Origin of the sequence: Nocardioides sp. (assembly GCF_035576065.1) — a bacterium.
Taxonomy (GTDB): Bacteria; Actinomycetota; Actinomycetes; order Propionibacteriales; family Nocardioidaceae; genus Nocardioides.
In genome coordinates, this window is record NZ_DATLWX010000005.1 from 1 (window position 1) to 22431 (window position 22431).

The 22431-nt window shown below is 68.7% G+C and carries 20 protein-coding genes; 5 read left to right on the forward strand and 15 right to left on the reverse strand.

Annotated elements, in window-relative coordinates:
• Together VNJ48_RS01530 and VNJ48_RS01535 are read right to left on the reverse strand one after the other, a co-directional pair.
• A partial coding sequence (locus VNJ48_RS01530) for a LamG-like jellyroll fold domain-containing protein (protein ID WP_325598411.1) occupies nucleotides 1-3144 on the reverse strand: 3144 nt, incomplete at its 3' end.
• Nucleotides 3145-3302: 158 nt separating this feature from the next.
• Complete coding sequence (locus tag VNJ48_RS01535; protein WP_325598413.1) at nucleotides 3303-4121, reverse strand: IclR family transcriptional regulator; 819 nt, start codon at nucleotides 4119-4121, stop codon at nucleotides 3303-3305.
• Nucleotides 4122-4331: 210 nt separating this feature from the next.
• On the opposite strand from VNJ48_RS01535, the gene VNJ48_RS01540 reads away from it, so the two are divergent.
• The 3 genes from VNJ48_RS01540 (at nucleotide 4332) to VNJ48_RS01550 (ending at nucleotide 6286) form a co-directional block, all read left to right on the forward strand.
• On the forward strand, nucleotides 4332-5120 hold the full coding sequence (locus tag VNJ48_RS01540; RefSeq protein WP_325598415.1) for an IclR family transcriptional regulator: 789 nt from the start codon (nucleotides 4332-4334) through the stop codon (nucleotides 5118-5120).
• Between the two features lie 20 nt (nucleotides 5121-5140).
• Nucleotides 5141-5476 carry a hypothetical protein gene (locus VNJ48_RS01545; protein WP_325598417.1) on the forward strand — a complete coding sequence of 112 codons (336 nt, stop codon included), beginning with the start codon at nucleotides 5141-5143 and terminating at the stop codon, nucleotides 5474-5476.
• Between the two features lie 159 nt (nucleotides 5477-5635).
• Nucleotides 5636-6286: a DUF4386 family protein gene (locus VNJ48_RS01550; RefSeq protein ID WP_325598419.1), complete on the forward strand. Its 651-nt coding sequence runs from the start codon at nucleotides 5636-5638 to the stop codon at nucleotides 6284-6286.
• A gap of 48 nt (nucleotides 6287-6334) precedes the next feature.
• Here the strand turns inward: VNJ48_RS01550 and VNJ48_RS01555 are convergent, their stop codons facing one another.
• From VNJ48_RS01555 to VNJ48_RS01615, 13 genes are all read right to left on the reverse strand, one after another.
• Nucleotides 6335-7039, reverse strand: a complete 705-nt coding sequence (locus tag VNJ48_RS01555) for a glycosyltransferase family A protein (protein WP_325598421.1) — start codon at nucleotides 7037-7039, stop codon at nucleotides 6335-6337.
• Entirely contained in the window at nucleotides 7036-8355 is a 1320-nt protein-coding gene (locus VNJ48_RS01560) for a bifunctional PIG-L family deacetylase/class I SAM-dependent methyltransferase (protein WP_325598423.1), read from the reverse strand. Before VNJ48_RS01560 ends, VNJ48_RS01555 begins: the two co-directional genes overlap by 4 nt.
• A complete protein-coding gene (locus VNJ48_RS01565; protein ID WP_325598425.1) occupies nucleotides 8352-9398 on the reverse strand; it encodes an acyl-CoA dehydrogenase in 1047 nt (348 codons plus the stop codon). The genes VNJ48_RS01560 and VNJ48_RS01565 overlap by 4 nt, the downstream gene beginning before the upstream one ends.
• Entirely contained in the window at nucleotides 9395-11467 is a 2073-nt protein-coding gene (locus VNJ48_RS01570; protein ID WP_325598427.1) for a catalase, read from the reverse strand. Before VNJ48_RS01570 ends, VNJ48_RS01565 begins: the two co-directional genes overlap by 4 nt.
• Before the next feature lie 252 nt (nucleotides 11468-11719).
• Nucleotides 11720-14503, reverse strand: coding sequence for an FAD-binding and (Fe-S)-binding domain-containing protein (locus VNJ48_RS01575; protein WP_325598429.1), 2784 nt, complete (start codon nucleotides 14501-14503; stop codon nucleotides 11720-11722).
• A gap of 10 nt (nucleotides 14504-14513) precedes the next feature.
• Nucleotides 14514-15341 (reverse strand): DUF6282 family protein, encoded by an 828-nt coding sequence (locus VNJ48_RS01580; protein ID WP_325598431.1) that lies wholly within the window; start codon nucleotides 15339-15341, stop codon nucleotides 14514-14516.
• Nucleotides 15334-16185 carry a nitrilase-related carbon-nitrogen hydrolase gene (locus VNJ48_RS01585; RefSeq protein ID WP_325598433.1) on the reverse strand — a complete coding sequence of 284 codons (852 nt, stop codon included), beginning with the start codon at nucleotides 16183-16185 and terminating at the stop codon, nucleotides 15334-15336. The genes VNJ48_RS01580 and VNJ48_RS01585 overlap by 8 nt, the downstream gene beginning before the upstream one ends.
• The gene (locus VNJ48_RS01590; RefSeq protein WP_325598435.1) at nucleotides 16182-17141 is read right to left on the reverse strand and encodes a glycine betaine ABC transporter substrate-binding protein; all 960 of its coding nucleotides are present in this window, start codon (nucleotides 17139-17141) and stop codon (nucleotides 16182-16184) included. Before VNJ48_RS01590 ends, VNJ48_RS01585 begins: the two co-directional genes overlap by 4 nt.
• Before the next feature lie 40 nt (nucleotides 17142-17181).
• A complete protein-coding gene (locus VNJ48_RS01595) occupies nucleotides 17182-17955 on the reverse strand; it encodes an ABC transporter permease (protein ID WP_325598437.1) in 774 nt (257 codons plus the stop codon).
• Nucleotides 17952-18935, reverse strand: a complete 984-nt coding sequence (locus VNJ48_RS01600; RefSeq protein WP_325598439.1) for an ABC transporter ATP-binding protein — start codon at nucleotides 18933-18935, stop codon at nucleotides 17952-17954. Before VNJ48_RS01600 ends, VNJ48_RS01595 begins: the two co-directional genes overlap by 4 nt.
• Nucleotides 18928-19575, reverse strand: coding sequence for an ABC transporter permease (locus VNJ48_RS01605; protein ID WP_325598441.1), 648 nt, complete (start codon nucleotides 19573-19575; stop codon nucleotides 18928-18930). The genes VNJ48_RS01600 and VNJ48_RS01605 overlap by 8 nt, the downstream gene beginning before the upstream one ends.
• Nucleotides 19572-20477 carry an alpha/beta hydrolase gene (locus VNJ48_RS01610; protein ID WP_325598443.1) on the reverse strand — a complete coding sequence of 302 codons (906 nt, stop codon included), beginning with the start codon at nucleotides 20475-20477 and terminating at the stop codon, nucleotides 19572-19574. Before VNJ48_RS01610 ends, VNJ48_RS01605 begins: the two co-directional genes overlap by 4 nt.
• A 34-nt stretch (nucleotides 20478-20511) precedes the next feature.
• The gene (locus VNJ48_RS01615) at nucleotides 20512-21312 is read right to left on the reverse strand and encodes an IclR family transcriptional regulator (RefSeq protein ID WP_325598445.1); all 801 of its coding nucleotides are present in this window, start codon (nucleotides 21310-21312) and stop codon (nucleotides 20512-20514) included.
• Nucleotides 21313-21462: 150 nt separating this feature from the next.
• Between VNJ48_RS01615 and VNJ48_RS01620 the strand changes: the two genes are divergently transcribed.
• Nucleotides 21463-21906, forward strand: coding sequence for an amidase family protein (locus VNJ48_RS01620; protein ID WP_325598447.1), 444 nt, complete (start codon nucleotides 21463-21465; stop codon nucleotides 21904-21906).
• Complete coding sequence (locus VNJ48_RS01625) at nucleotides 21903-22394, forward strand: DUF3237 family protein (protein ID WP_325598449.1); 492 nt, start codon at nucleotides 21903-21905, stop codon at nucleotides 22392-22394. Before VNJ48_RS01620 ends, VNJ48_RS01625 begins: the two co-directional genes overlap by 4 nt.
• Nucleotides 22395-22431 lie beyond the last annotated feature (37 nt).

Here is a 22431-nt window from a genome sequence, read left to right on the forward strand (position 1 = left end):
CGTCGGCGGCGCCGGCGGCGCCGGTGCCGGCTCCACCGTGATGGTGACAGTGGTCGCCGTGGACGTGGTCCGCCCGTCGGTGGTCCGGTAGGTGAAGGTGTCCGTCCCGGCGAACCCGGTGGCGGGGGTGTAGGTGAACCCGCCGTCGGCTGCCATTGTCACCGCGCCGTTGGCAGGCTGGGCGACCCCGGTTGTCGTCATGGGGTCGTTGTCGGCGTCGGTGTCGTTGGCCAGCACACCGGGGGACTGCACCGTCAATGGGGTGCCCTCGTCGGTGCCGTAGGCGTCCGCGGCGCCAGCGGGAGCCCGGTTGACGGGCGGGCACTGCGTGCTCAGCTCGGCGACCTGCTGCGCGTTCAGCTCGTAGCCGTAGATCCGGAACTCGTCGACCAGCTCAGTCGGTCGCGGGTCGTTCCAGCTCGTGTTGCCGATGAAGTTGGCAGTCGTGCCGCCCTCCCCGACGTCACCGATGTCCACCGGGATGTTGTCCCGGGTACCACCTTCCATCAGCACACCGTCGAAGTAGATCTTCCCGGTCGTGCCACCCCCGGTCGGTGACGGTCCCAGCGTCACCACGACGTGGGTCCATTCGTCCAGCGGGAGGTCGGTCTCGCCCGGGAGCAGGATCCGATAGTCCTGACCGCCGTTGACGCGCAGCGTGGCCCCGAAGCCCCGGTCGCCGCCGAAGGTCGACGACTGGACCAGGAGGAATTCCTCCGTGCTCTTGCCGATCTGGACGTGGGTCGTCCAGCCGGGCAGCGCGGTCGGTCGCAGCCACGTCGAGACCGTGATCTCGGCGTCCATGCCGGCGGTGATGTCGTTCGGCAGGTTGACGTGGCTCGAACCGTCGGCGGGACCGTTCGGGCCGCCCGGGAGCGAGACGGCGCCGGCACAATGCCCCGCCGCCCAGCTCGCCGAGCCGGTCAGGGTCGCGGGGCCGACCGTCGTGCTCGTGCCGGAGTTGGCGGCGGTCGTGCCCTGGCCCTCGTCGAACGTGTAGTGGACAGGGACCCCCGTGCTCGGCGGCGGCCGCTGGACCGTGTGCTGGGTCGCCGCACTGGAGTCGTTCCAGCCGGCGGCCGCGATGAACCGGACCTCGATCTGGTGCGCGCCCGGGGACAGCGTGACCTCGGGGAAGGTCACCGCCCCGTCGGTCACGGTCGCCGGAGCGCCCACGCGGGCGCCGTCGATCCACAGCTCCGCCTGACCGTCCGGTGCACCCTCAGGCCCAGCGGCCGCCTCGTCGGCCACGGTCGCGGAGACCGTGATCGGCTGCCCGTGCGGTGACGGTGACGCAGGTGACACCGACACCGTGGTCGTGGTGTCCAGGGCCGTGCCGTCGGCGTACATCGCCGCAACGTCCGATCCGGACAGGGCCGTCTTGTAGAGCCGCACGTCGTCCATCAGGCCGTCGTACGCCGGGTCCGGGAACCCGTTGCGCCCCAGCCAGTTGTTCGTCGTCGGCCCGACGTCGGCCATGTCGATCGTCAGATCGCTGCGGCTCGCGACCTGCTGGCCGTTCAGGTAGAGCGTTCCGACCGCGTCGTCACGGGTGAAGACCACGTGGTTCCACGCACCGGCCGCCACGTCCTGCTTCGGTACGGCGTAGACCCGCTCCTGCAAGCCGCTGCCCTCACCCTTGAACGTCGCCGCCAGACCGGTGTCCCCGCCGTCCTGGGTCTGCATCTGGATCTGGAAGAAGCTCGCATCGAGACCGCCACCGAAGCCGTCACCGAGGTGGAACATCCCGATCCAGTTGCCCTTGGTGTCCGGCCGCGCCCAGAACGACGTCGTGAAGTCCGTCGCGCCCTGCAGCAGGTTGTCCGGCAGATCCACGGCGTTGGCGTTCGCCCCCCCGGGGAGATTGACGGCACTGCCGGACACGCCGTCCGGCGACCAACCGGTCGTTCCGGTGAGCGTCGCCGGCCCCACGCTCGAGTCGGTCCCGGTGTTGGCGGCTGCCGTCCCGACGCCTTCCTCGAACTCGTAGTGCACCGGGACGAACGAAACACCTCCGTCCGGGTCCGGCACGACGCCATCGGCGATCTGGATGTTCTTGAAGTCGACGGTGTGGCCGTCACCCCGGTTCTCCAAGCCGATGAATCCGGTTGTCGGGATCGGCTGCGCGCTGTCGTACGTGTTGACCAGAGAGCCGTTGAGGTAGACCTTCACCCGCGTGGTCGTCAGCTGGACGACGTAGCGGTTCCACTGGCCGACGGGTCGCAACGCACGAGCCACAGCGGTCCGGTCGGCCGGCTGCACGGTCCCGCCGGTCGGCACGACCGCGCCGGTGTCGGTGCCGATGGGGATGCGCAGGCCCCCGACAGGGTCGGCGCCGCCGCGGCTGCTGGACGCCAGATAGAGGCTGGACTCGTCGTCAGCCGCGGCCCGACGCCAGTCGACCTTGAGGGTGTACGGCGCGGTCTGCTGCTCGGTGAGCCACTCGGCACCCCGGCCACGGAAGGAGCGGATCGTGCAATCGGCCTGACGGCCGAATCCGCCCGCGCCGGCCTTGCGCCACCGGTCGAAGGACTCCAGGGTGCCGTCGAAGAGGTTGCGGAAACCGGCGCTCGGTGCCGTCGCGGCACACGGGTCGGGAGCAGTGCCGCCGAGCTGGATGGCGTCGAAGTTGAGGCGGCAGATGTCCTGCGAGCGGTCGCAGTCGAGGGCGATCGTGTTGGCACCCTGCAGGAGCATCACCTCGGCCTGCACGAAGCGCCAGGTCTCCCAGTCGCCCGTCAGCGGATACTGCAGCTGCTGCCGCACGCCATTGGTGACCAGCCCCATGGAGCGGGTGACGTTCTCCGCGGCACTGAGCGGGCCGGCGGCGTACCGCACGTAGACGGGGTAGAGGCCGGCGGCGGGTGCGTTCACGGTCATCGTCGACCGCATCCCTGTCTCCCGGAACGTGTAGGACCCGGCGCCGGTGAAGTTGCTGTGGTCGCCCTGGTTGTAGCCCGGGTTGCCGCTGATCACCCCATCCTCGACCTCGAGGAACGTGACGACGCCGTCACCGGGCGCAGCCGCTCCGGGGGCGGCGACCGCAGGCACCGCGCCGGCTCCGGCGAGGCCCACGACCGCGCAGAGTGCGCCGACCACCCAGCGGGCAACAGGCACACGGGTAGGACGGGAGGCAGTGTTCATCGGGATCCCTCGGTTGTGACCGGCTCTGGCACAAGGGCGCGTGCCTGCATGCACAGCGCTCTCAGTTCGGCGACGTTATGACTGACGTCACACAGAGTCAAGAATTTCGTCCAAAGATACGAACTCAGGACACCTTCCGTCCGCATATGTGGACGCGATCACTGAGGTGCGTTGGCCACGTGTACGCGGGCCGTGCCTGCCGCGAGCCCGAGGAGGGTCCTGATGGTGCGGACCTCCAGCGGCCCGTCGAGTCGATCCAGGGGGATGGCGACGCTGAGGGCGTACGCAGCAGCACCCACCGGTGGCAGCGCGACTCCGAAACAACGCACGCCGCGGCACGCCTCTTCGCTCTCCACCGCGTATCCGAGGGCTGCTGCCTGCGCAATCAGGTCGAGCACGGCGTCCTTGTCGGTCGTGGTGTGGGGAGTCAGCGGCCGGATCACGTCCGGGACGAGCTCGGCGCGTGTCCCCTCCGCCCTGGTCGCCAACACAGCCCGGCCCATCGCCGTGCAGTACGCCGGGAGCCGTCGTCCCACCACGGAAGCCATGGGTGCCGGGCGGGCCGGGTCCCGTTTGTCCAGCACGATCATGTGGTCATCGTGCAACCGCCCGAGGTGCGCCGTCTCGCCCGTGACCGCGGCCAACCGGTCCAGCATCGGCGCGGCCCGGCGTACGGCGGGGTCGCTCTCGAGGAACGCCGGGCTCAGGACCAGGGCTCGGAACCCGAGTCGGTAGTCACCGCCGGCATGGTCCAGCTCCAGCCACCCTCGAGCGGTCATCGTCCTCAGGACTGCGTGGATGCTCGACTTGGGGATGCCCATGCGGATCGACAGCTCGGCCCTGGTGGCCGGTCCGTTGGCCGCGATGTCATCGAGCAGGTCGAGGGCTCGAGCGGCGGACTTGACCGAGGCACCCGCTGCTGCCCCGTCGTTGCGCGCGCCTGTCGCCGTACCTGCATCGTCGTCCCGCACCTGCATGGTGGCGCCTCTCGGTTTGCGTCGCCCCCGGTTCGGCCACTCCGTCCACGGATATGAATCGCGTTCAGATGTGTAGAGGTGGTAGTACACCTCGTGCTTGCGACCGAGTCAAGATGCCGAAGTCGGTCCAGATGTGTGGACATGCCCTAGGGTGGTGAACGAGGACCTGGCCCTGGTCCCATGGACGCGATCAGACCTCGGAGGTCTCGGATGGAGCTGGACACCACCTTGAACGGGCAGCCCTCCGGACAGGTGAAGTCGGCTGCGCGCGCGCTCGACCTCCTCGACGACATCGCGACGCATGGTCCTGGGACACAGCTCATGTTGTCCACGCGACTCGGAATTCCCAAGAGCAGCCTGCACGCCCTGCTTCGCACCATGACGGCGCGCGGGTGGCTGGACACGGATCCCACGGGCAGCGTCTACCGGCTCGGCATCCACTCGTTGACGCTCGGGTCCGCCTACCTCGACGGCGACTCGGTCGTGGCACGCGCGTCCTCCGCGATGGACGAGATCGCGTCCACCACCGAGGAGGCGGTTCACCTCGGCCGGCTCGACGGCACCCACGTCGTCTACACCGCCAAGCGGGAGTCCGCCCATCCCCTGCGGATGCACTCCGCGGTGGGACGCCGCCTCCCGGCGTACTCCACCGCCCTCGGTCGCGCCATCCTCGCCGAGCAGTCGATCGACGTGCGCGAGCGGCTCGTCCCTGACGACATCGCGGCGCTGACGGCGCAGACGACGACGGACCGAGAACGCCTGCTGGAGATCATCGACAAGGCGTCGGTCCTCGGCTACGCAGTGGAGAGCGAGGAGTCCTGCATCGGTGTCCGCTGCTTCGCAGTGGCGCTCCCGTTCGGCCCCCACGCGGTCGATGCCTTGAGCGTCGCGGTGCCGATGAGCCGTCTTGACGGCCCGCGCGAGGACTTCATCATCGAGACCCTGCTGAGCGTCAAGGCCCGCCTCGCCCTGGTGCGCGACAACAGCTTCGTCCGCTAAGGACGTTGCGGGCGACGACGGTGAAGCGGACCGTGCTCGCGGTGGCTGCGACGCTGGCACTGACGGCCTGCAGCGGCCACGCCGACGGACCGGATCGGCTCTCGACCACGGAAGCCTGCGCCGAGGCCAGGGAACCTGTCGAGGACGCGATGACCGGGGGCGACGTGGCCGGCGCCGCCGCCGTGCTGCGTGACGTGGCCGAGCGTGGGAACGACCAGGTGCAACGCATCTTCGGCGACGCCGCCGACGCCGCCGACTACATCGCCGAGAACGGCAACATGGAGGGAGCTCCGCAGTGGGCCACGATGAGCTTCGAGGAGCTCGACGCGACCTGCGGGACGACCCGACAGGACTGACGCGGGCGACTTCGGAGTCGAACTTTCGGCCGATCAAGGGACGTCCCAATGACCGATGCCCCCACCGCCGGCGGCAGGCGAAGGTGGGGCATGGTCAATTCCAGTTCCAGCGAATCCGCGCTGACAGTCGCCGCGCCAGTAGCCTTGATCACCCCGCCCATGCATCACCTTCAGCGGGCCGGCGGTGTCGCCGCGGTTGTGGAGGGCGCCACCTACATCGTGGGCTTTGGCGTGATGTTGGGTTACCTCGCTCCACGAGGTTTCATCGACGCGCAAGGCGACCCTGCCGCGTCCCTCACGTTCCTGCTGGAGAATCAGGTCGCCTTGTACCTGTGGTGCCTGCTGATCTACCTGGTCGCAGGCGGGGCGCTGGTCGTCCTCAGCCTCGGCATCCATGACCGTCTCAAGAACGGCTCCCCCGCACTCGCCCAGGTCAGCACTGCCTTCGGACTCATCTGGTCCGGCCTGGTCCTTGCCAGCGGCATGGTCGCACTCGTCGGACAGCGAGCAGCAGTCGGCCTCGCCGCCGACAACCGCACCGAGGCCGTCTCCAGCTGGTCATCGACCAGCGTTGTTCAAGACGCGCTCGGCGGAGGCATCGAGATGGTCGGGGCACTGTGGATCCTGCTGCTCAGCATCGCCGCTGTCCGCACTCGACTCCTACCGCGCGGACTCGCCGTACTCGGCATCATCATCGGGGTTGCTGGGGTGTCAACCCTCGTCCCCCAAGCCGAGGCGGCAGCTCCCGTCTTCGGCCTCGGCTTCATCGCTTGGTACCTGTGGGCCGGCCGCATCCTGATGCGCGGCTGACCCACGACATCTTCCAGAAGAAGGCGGACGGCTGCCTCAGGGTGGTGCTCAAGCCGGAGATGTGAGGCCGTCAAGATAGGTGGCGAACCCACCGGGTGCCCTGCCACAGCGGCGCCCCGACGTGACCACTCGAATGCCGCCGGAGGCGATCCACGGCGCCCCGGACTCCCGCAGGTTGCGGACCAGCTGGACATCCTCATGGACCGCCACGTGCGGGAATCCGCCTACGGCGTGGCCAGCGCGGAGCGAGAACCCGAGGTTGGCGCCGTGGACGTGCTCGTGTCCGTCCGGCATGGTGTGTCGCTCCGACCAGAGGGCGAGCTCCCCCCGCGTCAGGTCGGTCGGCTCGGGCTGCACCGTCCCCACCACGAGGTCATGGCCCGCCGCCGCTAGCGCCATCTGCTCGATCAGCCAGTGCCCCGGCACCACCGTGTCGGCATCGGTGTTGGCGATCCAGACGCGAGCCGGGTCGGTCGCCTGCGACCACTTCGTCGCAGCGTCCAGACCGGCATCGCGGGCGGCACCGACCTGACCGACCCGGACCGGCACGGCTTCGAGCGGCGGGCGGGCGGCGACGATCTCCGGTGTGCCGTCCAGGCAGGAGTCGAGCACGACGAAGACCCGGCAACGGATGGAGGGATGCGTCACGAGCAGGACGCCGATCGCGTGCTCGACCGAGTCGAGGCAGGCCGGCAGCAGGAGCTCTTCGTCTCGCGCCGGGATCACCACGGCGACCGCGCGCGGCAGGGTCACGACGGACCGCCGAGGACATGTAGGAGAAAGTCCGGCTCCTCAAGGGCCACCAGCTCCGTGGCCGCGCGTGCTCGGAAGGCGTCGTGCACCACGGGTCCGTCCAGCGGCCAGCCCACCGGCTGGTGTCGCCAGTGGCACAGCACGATGTGTCCGCCAGGTGCGAGGGAGTCGAAGGCCCGCCGGATCAGCTCGTCAAGCTCGCGCGGGCTGAGGAAGTAACCCACCTCGGAGACCGAGACAAGGTCGAAGAGTCCCTCGGGCCAACCGTCCGGCATCACGGTCAGCCGCACCTCGACGTTCGGCAACGCCGCCAGCCGCGCCCCGGCGGCGGCGACGGCCGCCGGGCTGGAGTCGACGGCGAGCAGCTGGTCGCAGCGTGCCGCCAGGTCCTCGGCCAGCGCGCCGATGGAGCAGCCGATCTCGAGGGCACGGCTGTAGTGCTCTCGTGGCAGGCTCGCCACGGTGAGTGCCCGTTTGCGTCGCTCGTACCAGGAGTCCACCTGCCACGGGTCCGGGCGACTGCGATGCACCTCGTCGAGCGCGGCGTCGCTGATCGGGCTCGGGTCCTCCACGACCACTTCGGACCCACGGGTGAAGTGAGCCAGCATCTGTGGGACGAGCAGGACCTCGTCGCCCGGCCTGTCGGAGATCGGCAGGACCTGGCTGGTGTGCGCCGCGATGGCGGACCGCTTGGCCGTTCGCGCCTCGTCGTCGAGATGCCACGCCCGTGCCACCTGCCACGGCAGGTCCGGGGCAGATCCCCAGTGCCACAACCAGACAGGATATTCCAGCAGTCGGGCACCCGTACGCCGCGCCGCGATCGCCGCCGCCCGCCCTGCCGCCTCGTGGTCGGGGTGCCCGTCCTTGCGCCAGGGCGCGCACAGGACGGTCTGTGCGCCACGGTCTCCCACCACGGCAACCAGGTGTCTCACCAGCTCGTCCTCGTGCTCGGCCACCTCGCCGTCGGGCAGCCCGAGGCAGGTGACGTCGGCGGCGGGGGCAACGGCCTCGATGGCCCGATCCAGCTCGTCTCGTCGCCGGTCACCCAGCTCTTCGCGGGTCAGCGTCGGCGAGCTCGGATGCGAGCCCTCCCCTGCCGTCGCCGAGATCACGGCTATCTGCCAACCACGGCGCGAAAGAGTGTTGATCAGTCCCGCGACACCGAGGGACTCGTCGTCCGGGTGAGCTCCCAGCACCACGAGCAGTCCCGGAGTCGGCGGCAGCTCGAGAATGGCCAACGGTCGCTCGGCCAGGGCCACGTCCCACGTCCGGACCGGTGTGCCCGGGCCGTCGTGGCTGAACTCCACATCGGTCATGGTGCGCCGGCTTGGTCGTCGAGAAGCTGGTCCTCGAGGAGCAGTGCGCCCAACGCGGCCTGGTCCCGCTCGGCGTGCCACTGCCGGAGGTAGAGCTCGAGATCCGCGACCCGTCGCGCATGCTCCTCGTCGGTGGCCAATGGTCCCGGTCCGAGCGCGTGTGCACAACGACGCAGCACGTCCTCGGCAGCGAGCGCGACACTCTGCCGGACACGAAGCGCGGCGCGCGCCCCGGCACGACCGGTGAGCAGACCTCCATCAGTCGCGGTCGCTGCGTCGGCAAGCACACAGCGCGCGCCGTGCAGGGCCGCATCCACCGCCCCGAGATGCATGGTCGCCACCTGATCGGGTGCTCGACCCGCCGCCGAGCGCGTCAACCGGCGCGCCAGGCCGACGGCACCGCCGTACCAGACTGCGGCCACCCCGATCCCACCCCAGGCGAACCCGGGCCGGTCGAGGTACCACCCCGGATCGCCGACCGCAGTGGCCCCCACCCGGTCGAAGTCGATCGGACCGGAGTCGACAGCAGTCAACCCGCGCGCCACCCACGTGCCGCTGACCGCCGCCACTCCAGGGCCCCCGAGGTCCACGGCGAAGAGCTGACGCTGCTGGCCGACGTTGGCACTGACCAGCGCTCGGTCGAGCACCGCACCGAGTGAGCACCAGTGCTTGCGACCATCGAGTGTGTACGCCGCACCCGCCGGCTGAGCTCGCAGTGGCTCGCCCGGCCCCTCGGCAGCGAAGACTCCCCAGACTCCAGTCGCGGCGGACAGGCCTGCTTGTTCGAGGATCGCCAGTGCGTCGAGGTGCGGCTCGAGCACGCGTGCGACGGTGAGGTCGGCTGCACCGACAGTGGCGAGGACCGACCAGAGGTGTGCGGTGGCGCCCTTGCCCGGCGCCTGGAGGCTCGCTCCGATCTCGCCGGCCAGCACGAGGGCGGCCGGCACATCACCAGCAGCTCGCCTGGCAGAGCGCGCGATGGCGGCGAGCTCACGGCGCTCGGCGCGCGACAGGTCGCCCAGAACCACTGCTTCGTCCGTCACGGGCGGACGTCACGCTCCCAGTGACGCAGCGCGCCGCACGTCTCGGTGAACGCGGCAGCGGAGGACGTGTCCAGGTCGAGGCACCCCTCGTCGGGCACGACACCTGCCGCTGCCAGCAGGTCGGACGCGTGAGGGCCCACGCCGATGAACTTGTGGTGGGCGAAGGCGTCGCTGGCGAAGTCCTGGGCGCTCTTGCGACCCGCGAGGTCGGTCGCACCCGCTGCGGAGGGAAGCAGTGCCACGGCGTCGAAGAGCACGGAGGGGCCACCGTCGATCGCGTGGTCGGGCGTGAGGCTACCGCCGCCCTTGAGCTTCACGGGACCGATCGCCGGTGCGATGTATTCCACGACCGCGCCCGCGCCCTCGGCTGCCTTCGTCACCGCGTCGACGATCGCCTTGTCGCTGCCGTTGGTCACCAAGATGCCGAGCTTGCGGCCCGCGAAGGAATCAGGGCCGTTGAGCTGGATGCTCAGGGCCGGAGACTCGGGCAGGTCGGTGCGCGGGGTGACGGCCGCCGCGGACTTCTTCGGCAACGGCATCGCCAGCTTGTCGGCGACCTGCTGGGCTAGGTCTTCGTCGACGTTGCGGAGGTTGGCCAGCATGCGGGTGCGGATCTTGGGGTCCTCGACCTTGCCGAGCTCGAAGCCGAACGCGGCCACGATGTGCTCCTGCTCCACCGCGGTCTGGCTGATGAAGAACTGCCGTGCCTGGGAGTAGTGATCGGCGAAGGACTCCGCTCGCAGCCGTCGGGTCGGGCCCTGCTCCTGGCGCATCACACTCTGGTAGCCCTGCGTCACGTCGGCGCGCGGGCCGCGGTCGTCGCCCGTCAGCGAGTTGGGCTCGTAGTTGCCGCGTCCGAGCTGCGGATCGGTCTGCATGTGGCCGTCGCGCGCGAAGTTCATCACGGGACAGCGCGGCGCGTTGACCTGCAACTGGTTGAAGTTGGGGCTGCCGAGGCGCTTGAGCTGGGTGTCGAGGTAGGAGAAGTTGCGGCCCTGTAGCAACGGGTCGTTGGTGAAGTCGATGCCCGGGATCACGTTCTGGGTGCAGAAGGCGACCTGCTCGGTCTCCGCGAAGACGTTGTCGACCGTCCGGTCGAGAGTCAGACGCGCGATCGTGCGGACCGGCAGGATCTCCTCGGGGATGATCTTGGTCGGGTCGAGCACGTCGAAGTCGAACTCGTCTGCGAAGGCGTCATCGAAGATCTGCACACCCAGCTCCCACTGCGGGAAGTCGCCGGAGTCGATGGCGGCGTAGAGATCACGACGATGGAAGTCGGGGTCGGCGCCGTTGATCTTCAGTGCCTCGTTCCACACCACCGACTGCAGCCCTTGCAGCGGCTTCCAGTGGAACTTGACGAACGTGTCCTCCCCTGCCGCGTTGACGAGGCGGTAGGTGTGGACACCGAAGCCCTCCATGAAGCGGAACGAGCGCGGGATCGTCCGGTCGCTCATCGCCCACATCAACATGTGGGTCGACTCGGGCATCAGGGACACGAAGTCCCAGAACGTGTCGTGGGCGCTCGCGGCCTGCGGCCAGCCTCGGTCCTGCTCCTCCTTGACCGCGTGCACGAGGTCGGGGAACTTCATCGGGTCCTGGATGAAGAACACCGGGATGTTGTTGCCGACGAGGTCCCAGTTGCCCTCCTCGCTGTACATCTTGACCGCGAAACCACGGACGTCGCGCGCGAGGTCAGGCGATCCGAGGTTGCCGGCCACCGTCGAGAACCGCACGAACGCCTCCGTGCGCTGGCCCTTCTTCTGCAGCGGGGCTGCACGGGTCAGCTCCGGGATCGGGTCGAGGCACTCGAGGAAGCCGTGGGCGCCGTACCCGCGTGCGTGGACGACTCGCTCCGGGATCCGTTCGTGGTCGAAGCGGAAGATCTTCTCGCGCAGCACGAAGTCTTCGAGCAGCACCGGGCCGCGCTCGCCGACCTTCAAGGAGTTCTGGTTGTCGCCGATCGGCGTGCCGGTCGACGTCGTCATGCGCTCGCCGTTCTTGACTCCTTGGTGAAGCTCGTCGCCCTCCCCACGCTTGTCCTTCGTGGTGGGGGGTTTCGTGCCAGCCATGGGAACTCCTCGCCTTGTGGGGCGCCCCGAATGACGCCCTGCATCGACGCTAGCCAGCGAGCCCGCCGAGCGACACCCTCCCAACGGGTGCCACGGTCGTGTCAGTCCCCCGACTCCTGAGCCCCGACGGCGACGCGTGAGATGCAGCGGGACGGGTCTGGGGCTCGCGATCGTCCACCACATCGCCGTACGCACCCGTGGTCGCGTCTGGCTCAGCCAAGAATCTGGACATCGGCGCATGCCCTCGTTCCCTCAGGCGCTGTCATCCGCCGTGAGCTGATCTCGGAGGAGTTGGGCGAGGTGGCGGGTGGGGCGGTGTCCGACCTCCGCGACTTGGAGTCGGCAGGAGAAGCCGTCTGCCAGCACCGTCGAGTCCGGGTGTCGTCCGAGCACCGGCATGAAGGACTGGTGCGCAGCGGTCACCGAGATGTCGTAGTGCCCCTTCTCGAAGCCGAAGTTGCCGGCGAGTCCGCAGCAGCCCTCGTCGACGCTGGTCAGCGTCGCTCCCAAGCGGGCCATCAATTCGCGGTCAGCATCGGTGCCGAGGACGGCTCGCTGGTGACAGTGGAACTGGGCCACGACGTGGTCGTCGAGTGGCCGGAAGGACAGGTCCGTCTCCACCATGACGTCAGCCAGGGTCCGTATCCTCGCGCTGACACCCTTCGCCGCAGCAGTCTGGAGGAGCTCTGGCAGGTCCCCCCTCAAGGCCGCGGCGCAACTGGGTTCGAGCACGACGATGTCGCCGTCCGTCGGGGTCAGCGCCGCCACCGCGCGCCCCATCACCCGGCGTGCCTGTTCGAGCTGTCCGGTCGAGACCCAGGTCAGGCCGCAGCACACGTCGGGTCCCACCACCGTGACGTCGAAGCCGGCTCGCCCCAGCACTTCGAGCGCTGCGTCCGCGATGTCGGGATCAAAGCTGGCGGTGAAGGTGTCGACCCACAGGGTGAGTGGTCCGCGGTGACCCGTAGCGGCTGCGCGTGAAGCAGGAGTGCGTCTGTTGGTGGCCAGCCTGGGGATGGCGCGGTGCGGGTCGATCCCGCCGAGGCGTGCCAACACCCGGTTGCCGAGGAACAGGTTGGCGATCCGGGGCGCGCGGCGCGCCAGCCGCAGCCACAGCGGCAACCAGCCCATGGAGTAGTGGCTGAGCGGGCGGATGCGGCGCCGATAGTGCTTGTGCAGGAACTCTGCCTTGTACGTCGCCATGTCGACCGACACCGGGCACTCGCTGGAGCAGGCCTTGCACCCGAAGCACAGGTCGAGCGCGTCGTGGACGTCACGCGAGCGCCAGCCGTCGTCGCCGAGGTGACCTTCGAGCATCTCGAAAAGGATCCGGGCACGCCCTCGGGTGCTGTGTCGCTCGTCCTGGGTTGCCCGGTAGGACGGGCACATACCGCCCCCGCTGGTCTTGCGGCAGGCGCCCACTCCGACACAGCGACGCATGGCCTTGCCGAAGTCTCCGTCGTCCTCGCGATAGCCGAACTGGAGATCGACGACGTGCGGCCTGCTCAGCTCCAACCTGAGGTTGGCATCCATGGGCTCAGGGTCGGTGATGATGCCGGGGTTGAAGAGATTGTCCGGGTCGAAGATGTGCTTGAAGGCGCCGAAGGCCCGGAGCAGCCCGGGTGAGTACATGCGGTCCAGGAGCTCAGAGCGGGCGCGTCCGTCGCCGTGCTCGCCGGTCAGGGAGCCATCGTGCGCGACGACGAGATCGGCGGCGTCTTCCTGGAACCGTCGGTAGTTCGCGCGGCCGCCCGCCGACAGGAGGTCGTGGTCGACCCTGACGTGGAGACAGCCCTCGCCGAAGTGGCCATAGACGATTCCTTGCCGACCATGGTTGGCCATGAGTTTGTGGAACTCGCGCAGGTAGGCGGCCAAACGAGCCGGTGGCACGGCGGAGTCTTCCCAACCCGGCCAGGCCTCAACGCCTTCGGCGGTCCGGGTGGCGAGACCGGCGCCGCGTTCACGGATGGTCCAGAACGACCGCTGATCCTTGTAGTCATGCAGAACCCGGTGTCCGGTGGCGTCCGGCGCGGCCTCGACCACTCGGGCGGCGTGCTCGCGGACCTCAGCGGGGTCGAGGCCGCCCACCTCGACCAGCAGCCAGGCGTTGCCCTGGGGCAACTCCGGGCGGCGGTGCGGCCCGGGTCGAGTGTCGAAGGCCCGGACCAGGTGTTCGTCGATTCCCTCCACCGTGAGCGGGCGGGTGCCGATCAATCCGGGTGCTGCCGCAGCGGCGTGGATGTCGCTCGGGAAGCCGAGCACGACCAGGGCCCGACTGGCTGGCGGCTCGACCAGCCGGATCTGAGCGCCGGTGACGATACCGAGGGTGCCCTCGGAGCCCGTGAACGCCCGGGCGAGCGATGTTCCGGCCTCCGGTAGCAGGTGGTGCAGGCCGTACCCGGACATCTGCCGAGCGAACTGGCCCAACTCGGTGCGGATAGGGGCGAGATTGGCGTCGCAAAGCCCGCGCAGCGACTCAGCAAGCCCGGTGTCGGTAGCCAGCCACCGCGGGGCCGTCTCGACCTGCATCACCTCGAGGTCGACGACGTTGTCAGCGGTCGTGCCCCACGCGACCGAGTGCGACCCGCAGGCGTTCGTGCCGATCATGCCGCCGATCGTGCAGCGGTTGTGGGTGGACGGATCGGGACCGAACCGTAGGCCGTGCAGAGCCACGGTTGTCTGGATGTGGTCGAGGACAGCCCCTGGCTGCACGGTGGCGATCCGCGCCTGGGGATCGACCGAGATGACGCGGTTCAGGTGTCGCGAGTAGTCGATGACGACGCCCGCGCCAATGGCGTTTCCCGCCACGTTGGTGCCCGCGCCCCGCGACGTGATGGGCACCCCTTCCTCGGCGCAGGATCGAACCACAGCAGAGAGGTCATCGACAGTGCGCGGAGTGATGACACCTCGTGGCACGACCCGGTGGTTGGAGGCGTCCGAGGCGTAGGCGGCCAAGCTGGCGCCGTCGGTGTGAATTTCTCCCTCGATGAGCCCGTCGAGGCGGGTGAAGAAGGAGTCGGGCAGCGTCTTTGGCATGTGGTTGGTCCTACCTGGGAGCGAACAGTTCATACGGCACAGTCGTGGCGGCGTCGGCCAGCCACCCGCGGTCCAGTCCTTCGCCGGCGAGCACGTCGACCAGCATCGTCAGGGCCTCCGCGGGCATGGGCGAGTCCGGTTGTCCGGTGTCGGACGAGAGCACCAGGCGCTCGCCGGCCGCCTCGGCCACGCGAGCGAGCAACGCAGGGGTGCAACCGGGTTGGTGCAGCAGCTGGTAGGCCGTGATCTCGACGAATCCCCCGCGTTCGGCAAGGCTCCGCACACCGGCGGGGTCGATCCCAGGCACGGTGTACGAGGGATGGGTGAACAGGATGCGCGAGACCCCGTAGCGGGGGGTCCGGTCCGCAAGCCAGAGACACTCCTCAGCGCTGAGGTGGCCGGTGGCGAGGACGGCGTCCGCGTCCGCGATCAGGGACAGGATGTCGTCGACTGCTGGCTCCGCCGTCGGGTCGACCGGGGGGATTGCGTACGCCCGCGGACTCAGCAGCGGTTCGTGGTTGCACAGGCGGGGCAACCCAGCCGCGCGTTGGGTGTGGGCGTCGGCGGTGGGCATCCAGACGACTCGGCCACCTGCGCCGAGCGCCGCGGCGACCGCGGCGGGGTTGACTCCCCCGACGTGTTGATTGAGGGCGATCCCACCGTGGACAGTGAGTCCGGTGGCCTGCGCGACAGCATGGGCCCGGCCGACGGTCGACTCGTAGTGGGCCTTCAGGACGAAGCCTGCGAATCCTGAGGTGGCGTAGGCGTCGCCGATGGCGGCGTCATCACCGATTCTCGGCACGATGTCCGGTGCGGCGTGGACGTGGGAGTCAAACATCAGCTGACCGCGCGTCCAGTCGCGCGGCCTCGCGCGCGACCGTCGCCAGGGGCGGGTCAGCAAGTAGCGGCCACTCCTTGCGGAGATCTCGCAGCGTGGTGAGGTCGAGGGAGACGGTGAGGTCGCCCGGTTCCGCGCCCAGCTGGGCCATCACCTCACCGGTCGGTGAGACGACTCGCGAGCCGCCCCAGAACTCGCCGCCACCCTCGAGTCCGACCCGGTTCACGAACACGACGTACGTCTGAAGGGTGAGGGCCGCGTGTCTCAAGATGGTGTCCCACATGCCGGCCGTCGAAGATCCGGCGTCGGAGACGACGCTGTTGACCGGGACCACGAGGACCTCTGCCCCGGCGTGCGCCGCCAACCATGGCAGGGCCGGCTGCCACATGTCGTTGCAGATCAGGACGGCTACGCGCGCGCCGGCGATGTCGTGTACGTCGACGGTATCTCCGGGCACGAAGTGCCTGCGCTCTTCCCACTGCCGGTAGTGAGGAAGTGAGATCTTGCGCTGCACAGCCACGGAGCCGTCGCTGATGATGGCGGCGCTGTTGTAGGTGCCGTGGTCGCGTTCGGCGAACCCGGCGATCACCGTCGGGCCGTGACGGCCGAGCCTGACGAGGCGAGGGTCATCGGCGGCGAGCGGCACCGGGCCATCGAGCAGCCCCAGGTGGTAGCCGTGGGTCGCCAGTTCGGGGGCGATGACCAGATCGGCCTGGGGATCGGCGCTGACCAGGGAGTCCAGACGTTCCAGATTGCCGACGACATCTCCCAGGTGTGGGTCTGTCTGCAGCAGGCGGACGGTGATCCGTTCGGACGTCCGGTCTCCCTGGTCAGCGGAGCTCACTTGGCGAAGCCCTGCTCGACGAGCCAGTCCTCGGCGACCTGCTCCGGGGTCTGGCCGTCGACGTCGACCTTGCCGTTGAGTCCCTGGAGGGTCTCGTCGTCGAGCGCCTCGGCGATCGGGCCGAGAACCTGCTCGATGTCGGGGTTGTCCGTCAGCACGTCGCTGTTGATGCTGACCGAGGGGTTGTAGACGGGGAAGAACTCCTTGTCGTCCTCGAGCACGGTCAGGCCCAGTGCGGCGACGCGGCCGTCGGTGGCGAAGATCTCGCCGGTCACGCAAGGGCTTCCCTTGTCGATGGAGCTGTAGATGGCGCCTGCGGCGAGTTCGGAGACGAGGTCACCGGAGACCTTGAAGCCGTAGGCGTCCTGGAGACCGTCCCAGCCGTCGTCGCGGCCGAAGAACTCGGCCGCTCCGCAGAAGCTGGCCCGTTCCGGGTCCGTCGTCGCGAGCTCGGCGTAGTCCGACAGCGTCGCCAGACCGAGCTCGTCGGCGGTCTCGGTGGCCAGCGCGACAGCGTAGGTGTTGTTCGCCGGCGCCGGCGCGAGCCAGTCGATGCCGTTCTTCGCCGAGTCTTTCTCGTCCACCTTCGTGTAGAGCGCCTCGGCGTCGTTGATGATCTCCGTCTCCGCGAGGTGGGTCAGCCATCCGGTGCCCGTGTACTCCCAGTAGAGGTCGATGTCGCCGCTCTCGAGGGCCGAGCGCACGGAGCTGGATCCGGACATGCCGCAGCTTCGGTCAACGGTGGCGCCAGCGGACTCGAGTGCCTGCGCGGTGATCTCGCACAGCACCAGTTGTTCAGTGAACTCCTTGCCACCGACGGTGAAGCTGGCGCCTTCGAGGTCGGTCCCTTCCGCCAGCGAGCCGGCCTCGACGTCGCTGGGAGCCGAGTCCCCCAGGGAACAACCAGCAAGCAGGGCTGCCCCGGCGACGGCGATGGTGATGCTCGTGAGTTTCATCTTTCCTCCTGATAGGTGCTGCGAAAAATGTGGGTGATTGCTAGAGGCCATGGGGACGCAGAGCTCTCTCGGCGAGTCCGGCCAGCCAGTCGACCATCAGCGCGAGCGCGATGGTCAGGACGCAGCCGGTGACGAGGATGGGCATGCGGTTGAGCACGATGCCGCGCTCGATGAGGTCACCGAGGCCGCCAGCGTTGGTATAGGTCGCGAGCGTGGCGACGCCGACGTTGAGGATCAACGAGACCCTCAGCCCGGCCAGCATCACCGGAACCGCGAGGGGCAGTTCGACGCGGCGCAGGATCTCCCCGCGCCCCATGCCCATGCCCCGTGCGGCATCGATGATGAACGGGTCGACCTGCTGCAGGCCGACCATGGTGTTGCGCAGGATGGGCAGGAGCGCGTAGACGACCAGCGCGATGACAGCCATCTTGAAGCCGACGCCGTACAGCAGCGCGAGCAGGACGAGGATGCCGATCGACGGAACGGCCTGCCCGGCGTTGGCCAACGCGAGGACCGGTGGCCGTAGCAGACGGGCAGCGGGGCGGCTCAGGACGATTCCCAGCGGTACGGCGATGACGACCACGACGACCGTCGAGATGACGACCAGTAGGACGTGCTCCCACAGGTTGCTGAGCACCGCTTCGTTGGTGAGGCTCCGCGTCTCGATGGAGTCGAGGTCCGCGGTGCGAATCCACACGAGCTGCCCCACTGCCAAGGCGATCGCCAGCACCGGGAGCACCCAGGCCGCCCGGCTGGTGGCTGCTGCACCCAACCCCGCGCCGGCGGTGCTGTCGGTGATCGCCGTCGAGCTCATGACCCCGCCCGACGCGCTGCGGGCATCTTGTTGATCGAGGTGGCCATGACCAGCGCCTGGACCGACACCGGGCCTACGCCGGTCACGTCGACGGCTTCGGCGCCATTCTGCAGAGCCCGCTCCAGGGCACGCGCCACGGTGTCAGTGGGCGCGATCTCCACTGTTGCCCGAAGGGTGGCGTCGGGTGCCAGCGCCAGGTCTCCCACTCGCAGCAGTGCGAGGCGTCGGATGGCGGCTCCCTCCCCGATGAAGTCACGAACGAAGTCGTCGGCCGGCGCGGTGAGCAGCTCGAGCGGCGTCGCGAACTGCGCGAGACGCGATCCTTCGGCGAAGATCGCGATCCGATCTCCCAGCTTGAGCGCCTCGTCGATGTCGTGCGTGACGAACACGATCGTCTTCTTGATGCGCTGCTGGAGACGCAGGAACTCCTCTTGGAGTCGTTCTCGGGTCACCGGGTCGATCGCTCCGAACGGCTCGTCCATCAGCATGATCGGGGGGTCCGCGGCCAGTGCCCGGGCGACGCCCACCCGTTGCTGCTGACCGCCAGAGAGCTGCTTGGGGTAGCGGTCGGCATGCTGGTCGGGGGCCAGTCCGACCATCTCGAGCAGTTCTCGGGTGCGCTCGGTGATGCGGGCCTTCTGCCAGCCCAACATTCGCGGCACCAGCCCGACGTTCTGGCCGATCGTCATGTGCGGAATGAGACCCACCTGCTGGATCACGTAGCCGATGTGGCGGCGCAGGTCGTCGGGGTCGGAGTGGGTGACATCCTTGTCGTCGATCCAGATCTCGCCCCCCGTGGGCTCTACGAGTCGGTTGATCATGCGGAGCGTCGTCGTCTTGCCGCAACCGGACGGGCCGACCAGCACGACGAACTCGCCCTGGCGGATGTCCATGTCCAGTGGCATGACGGCGTCGCTCGTGGCGCCGGCATAGCGCTTGGTCACCTGGCGGAGACGGATCATCGGAGTGGGTTCAGACACGGAGACCTCTTGGGGTGGTCAGTTTGGCTACGACAAGGAACACGATGTCCAGCACCAAGGCGACGAGAACGACGCCGAGGACACCGCTCAGGACTTCGTTGAGGGCGTTGGCGCCGCCAATGCGGGACAAGCCACGGAAGATCAGCTCGCCGAGTCCGGGCCCACGGACCGCGGCGCCGATGGCGGCGATCGCGACCACCATGATGGTGGCCACCCGGATGCCGTTCAGGATCACCGGCCAGGCCAGAGGAAGGCGTACGACGACGAGCCGCCGCCACGTGCCCATCCCCATGCCGCGGGCGGCATCGACCACGCCCGGGTCGACGCCCTCGAGGCCCGTCACGGCGTTGCGCAGGATGGGGAAGACCGCGTAGGTGGTGAGAGCCAGGACGGTGGGTAGGACACCCAGGCCGACGATCGGGATCATCAGACCGAACAGTGCGAAAGAAGGGATCGTGAGCAGGGTGCCGCTGATCGACAGCGCCACCGTGCGGGCCCGCGGCAACCGCTCGGTCGCCGCGGCGATGCCGACCCCGATGACGGTCGCGATCGCAACTGACACCAGCACGACCTGGAGGTGCTGGAGGGTGAGAAACACCAGCCGCTCCGAGTTGTCCTGGACGTATTGCAGGAGGCTCATTGCGAAAGCCCGAGGCCCTTGCGGAAGAAGGCGTCGATGACGTCGGTCATGGACTTGAAGGTCGGGTCCTCGTCAAACATCCACTCGGTGTGGCCCTTGCCCTCGAGGACTTCGAGCTGCTTGGCGCCCTGGGCCGCGGCGAACAACGCCTCGCCCTCCTCGAGCTTGTGCAGCTGGTTGTTCTCCCCGTGGACGACCAGCAGGGGCTGGTCAGTGAGCCGAGCCGCATGGTCCACCGGCCGGAACCGCAACAGGTAGTCGGCCGACTCAAGGTTGACTCCGGCGCCGAACCCGGGCGCCTTGTAGAGCTCCTCACCGACGTAGCCGTCTGTCTGGCCGTCGAGGTCGAGTCGCACGATGTCCCACGGTGAAGTGATCTCGGAGCGACCGTGCTCGGTGCGGCGCCCGCGATCGGCCTCAATGCGATCGAGGAGACTCGTCCACGACGCGTCGTCGTGCATCTTCTTGGTCGAACGGTATCCGTCGGCGATGCCGTTGCAGCTGGCGAGCACCTTGACGCGAGGATCGTCGGCGGCCTCGGCCACCACCACGCCTCCGCCCAGTCCCCAGCCGATCAGCGCGACCTTGTCGGCGTCGAGGTCAGGGTGGGCGCAGACCCGGTCGACCGCGGCGCGGACGTCCAGCACCCACTCCTGGGCCACCAGCCGGCCGCGCTCGCCCTCGCTGAGGCCGAAGCCGCGGTAGTCGAACGCCAGGACGGCGTACCCGCGGGGAGTGAGCGCACGGGCGAAACGTTCGGGATGGATGACCTTGAGTCCTTGGTAGCCGCTTGCCACGATGACGATCGGGTACGGCCCGCCCGCCCCACCGTCATCCGGCAGGTGCAGGTCGGCATCCAGCCGGTGGCCGTCGCTGAAGAAGGGCAGGGGGATGATTGGCATGCGGGTTTCCTTTTCGTGGGTGTGCAAAGGTTTGTCAGCGGCCTTGGGCCGGGATATCGGTCGGGACGTCCGGTGCTGCGGTCAGCAGGCTGCTCAGGTGCCCGGCAGCACCGACGAGCGAGCGGCTGACGTTGGGTCGATTGGTCAGCATCCGGAACGAGGGTGCCGAGACGTTCAGCGCTCCGACGATGCGCCCGTGCCCGTCGCGGACCGGTGCCGCCATGCCGGTGAGGTCGTCGTCGAACTCGTTCTCGACACAGGCGAAGCCTGCCTGTCGCGCGTCACGGATTCGGGTGAGGAGATCTTCGACGTTGCCCGGTGCGTTGATCCCGTTCCCGGTCGGGAAGTCGCGAGCAAACAGCTCCCGGATCTCGTCGTCCGCGTGGTCGAAAAGGAGCACTCGGCCAGAGGACGTGCACGTGAGCGGCGATGTACGCCCCACCCAGCCGACGGCTTCGACAGTGCGGTGTGGGCTCTCGGACAGCAGCGTGAACACCTCGCTCCCTCGGCGAATGCTGAAGTGGACTCGTTCACGCAGCAGATGGGTCAAGCGACGAAGAACCGGCGGGGCGACCAGCAACAACCGCTGGTCGCCCGCTCTGGCGGCGATCGCGAACAAGCGCCAACCGACTGCGTGCCGTCCGTCAGGAGTGCGGTCGACGATCCCCAGCTCGACGAGCGGCTTGAGCTGACGAGAGACGACTGACTTGTCACGTCCGAGGACGCGCGCCAGGTCACCGACCGTCATGCCGGCCCGAGAATCGGAATCGACATCGGCCATCGCCTCCAGCAGACCTACTAGCTTCGCCGCTGACGTGTCGTGCGTCTCAGTCATGATGGGATCATCGGACCCTGACGCACTCAACGCAACGCTGCGTTGCGTATATCGCAACGCAAGCGTCGTGGTCTCTTCACCCGCCCTGTTCGGACCGCAGCCGGTCGCCGACGTGAGGTCCAGGGCGGTCAGCGTCGGAAAGCGGTGAGCGTGGCGCTCCGCGCCGGTGTGCGGAGATCTCCGACATGCCTTCCGGCTCACGACAACATCGCCGCCACCGAGCAGCTGGACCTGGTCCGCTACCACGAAGCGGTCGCGCAGCGGCTGGCGATCGCGTCGCAATGGCGACGCTTCCATGCGACGTACCCCGTGGTGCTCGGACCGGTGTCTACCCAGCAGATGTTCCCCAAAGAGTTCGACCTCACCGGCCCCGCCGCGACCACGGAGCTCTGGCAGGCGCACCGGCTGCTCGTCACAGTCAACCTGCTCGGACTGCCCTCGCTGGCCCTGCCGATGGGTGTCTCCGCAGAAGGGCTGCCCGAGGGAGTCCAGCTGATTGCGACGACCTTCGGCGAGGCGGCATGCCTTGCGGCCGGTCGCGACATCGAGACGGCGGTCGGCAGCATCTCACCGCTGACCCCGGTCATGGCATGAGCACGAACGAGATGGGTCACTCGCCCGAGCTCGAGCCTGCCTTCGCCGTCGAGGTCCAGGTACTGATCCCCTACACCGTGGGTGACACAGGGGCGAGCTTCCGAAGGATCGTCCCGATCGTGGGCGGTCGGGCCTTCGGGCCGCGACTCTCCGGCACGGTTCTGCCCGTCGGAGCCGACTGGAGCCTGGTGCGCCCGGATGGCGTCACCGAGGTCCACGCCAGATATGCGATCCGCACCGACCAGGGCGACATCGTCGACATCGTCAATGCTGGACTGATGCACGGGCTCCCCGCGCGCGACCCCGAGCCCGGCGAGGACCTCGAGGAGCCGAGCCTCTTCTGCCGCACCTCACCGCGGTTCGAGGCCTCGGCATCGGCGCTGCGCTGGCTCAACGACGAGGTGTTCGTGGGCACCTACGGGCCGGGGACCGACGCAGCCCAGGAAGGCGACTTCACCGTGCGGGTCGACTTCTTCACGGTTCGCTGACGCGCAGCCCGGGCTACCCCGTGAGGGCGCCCGTCGA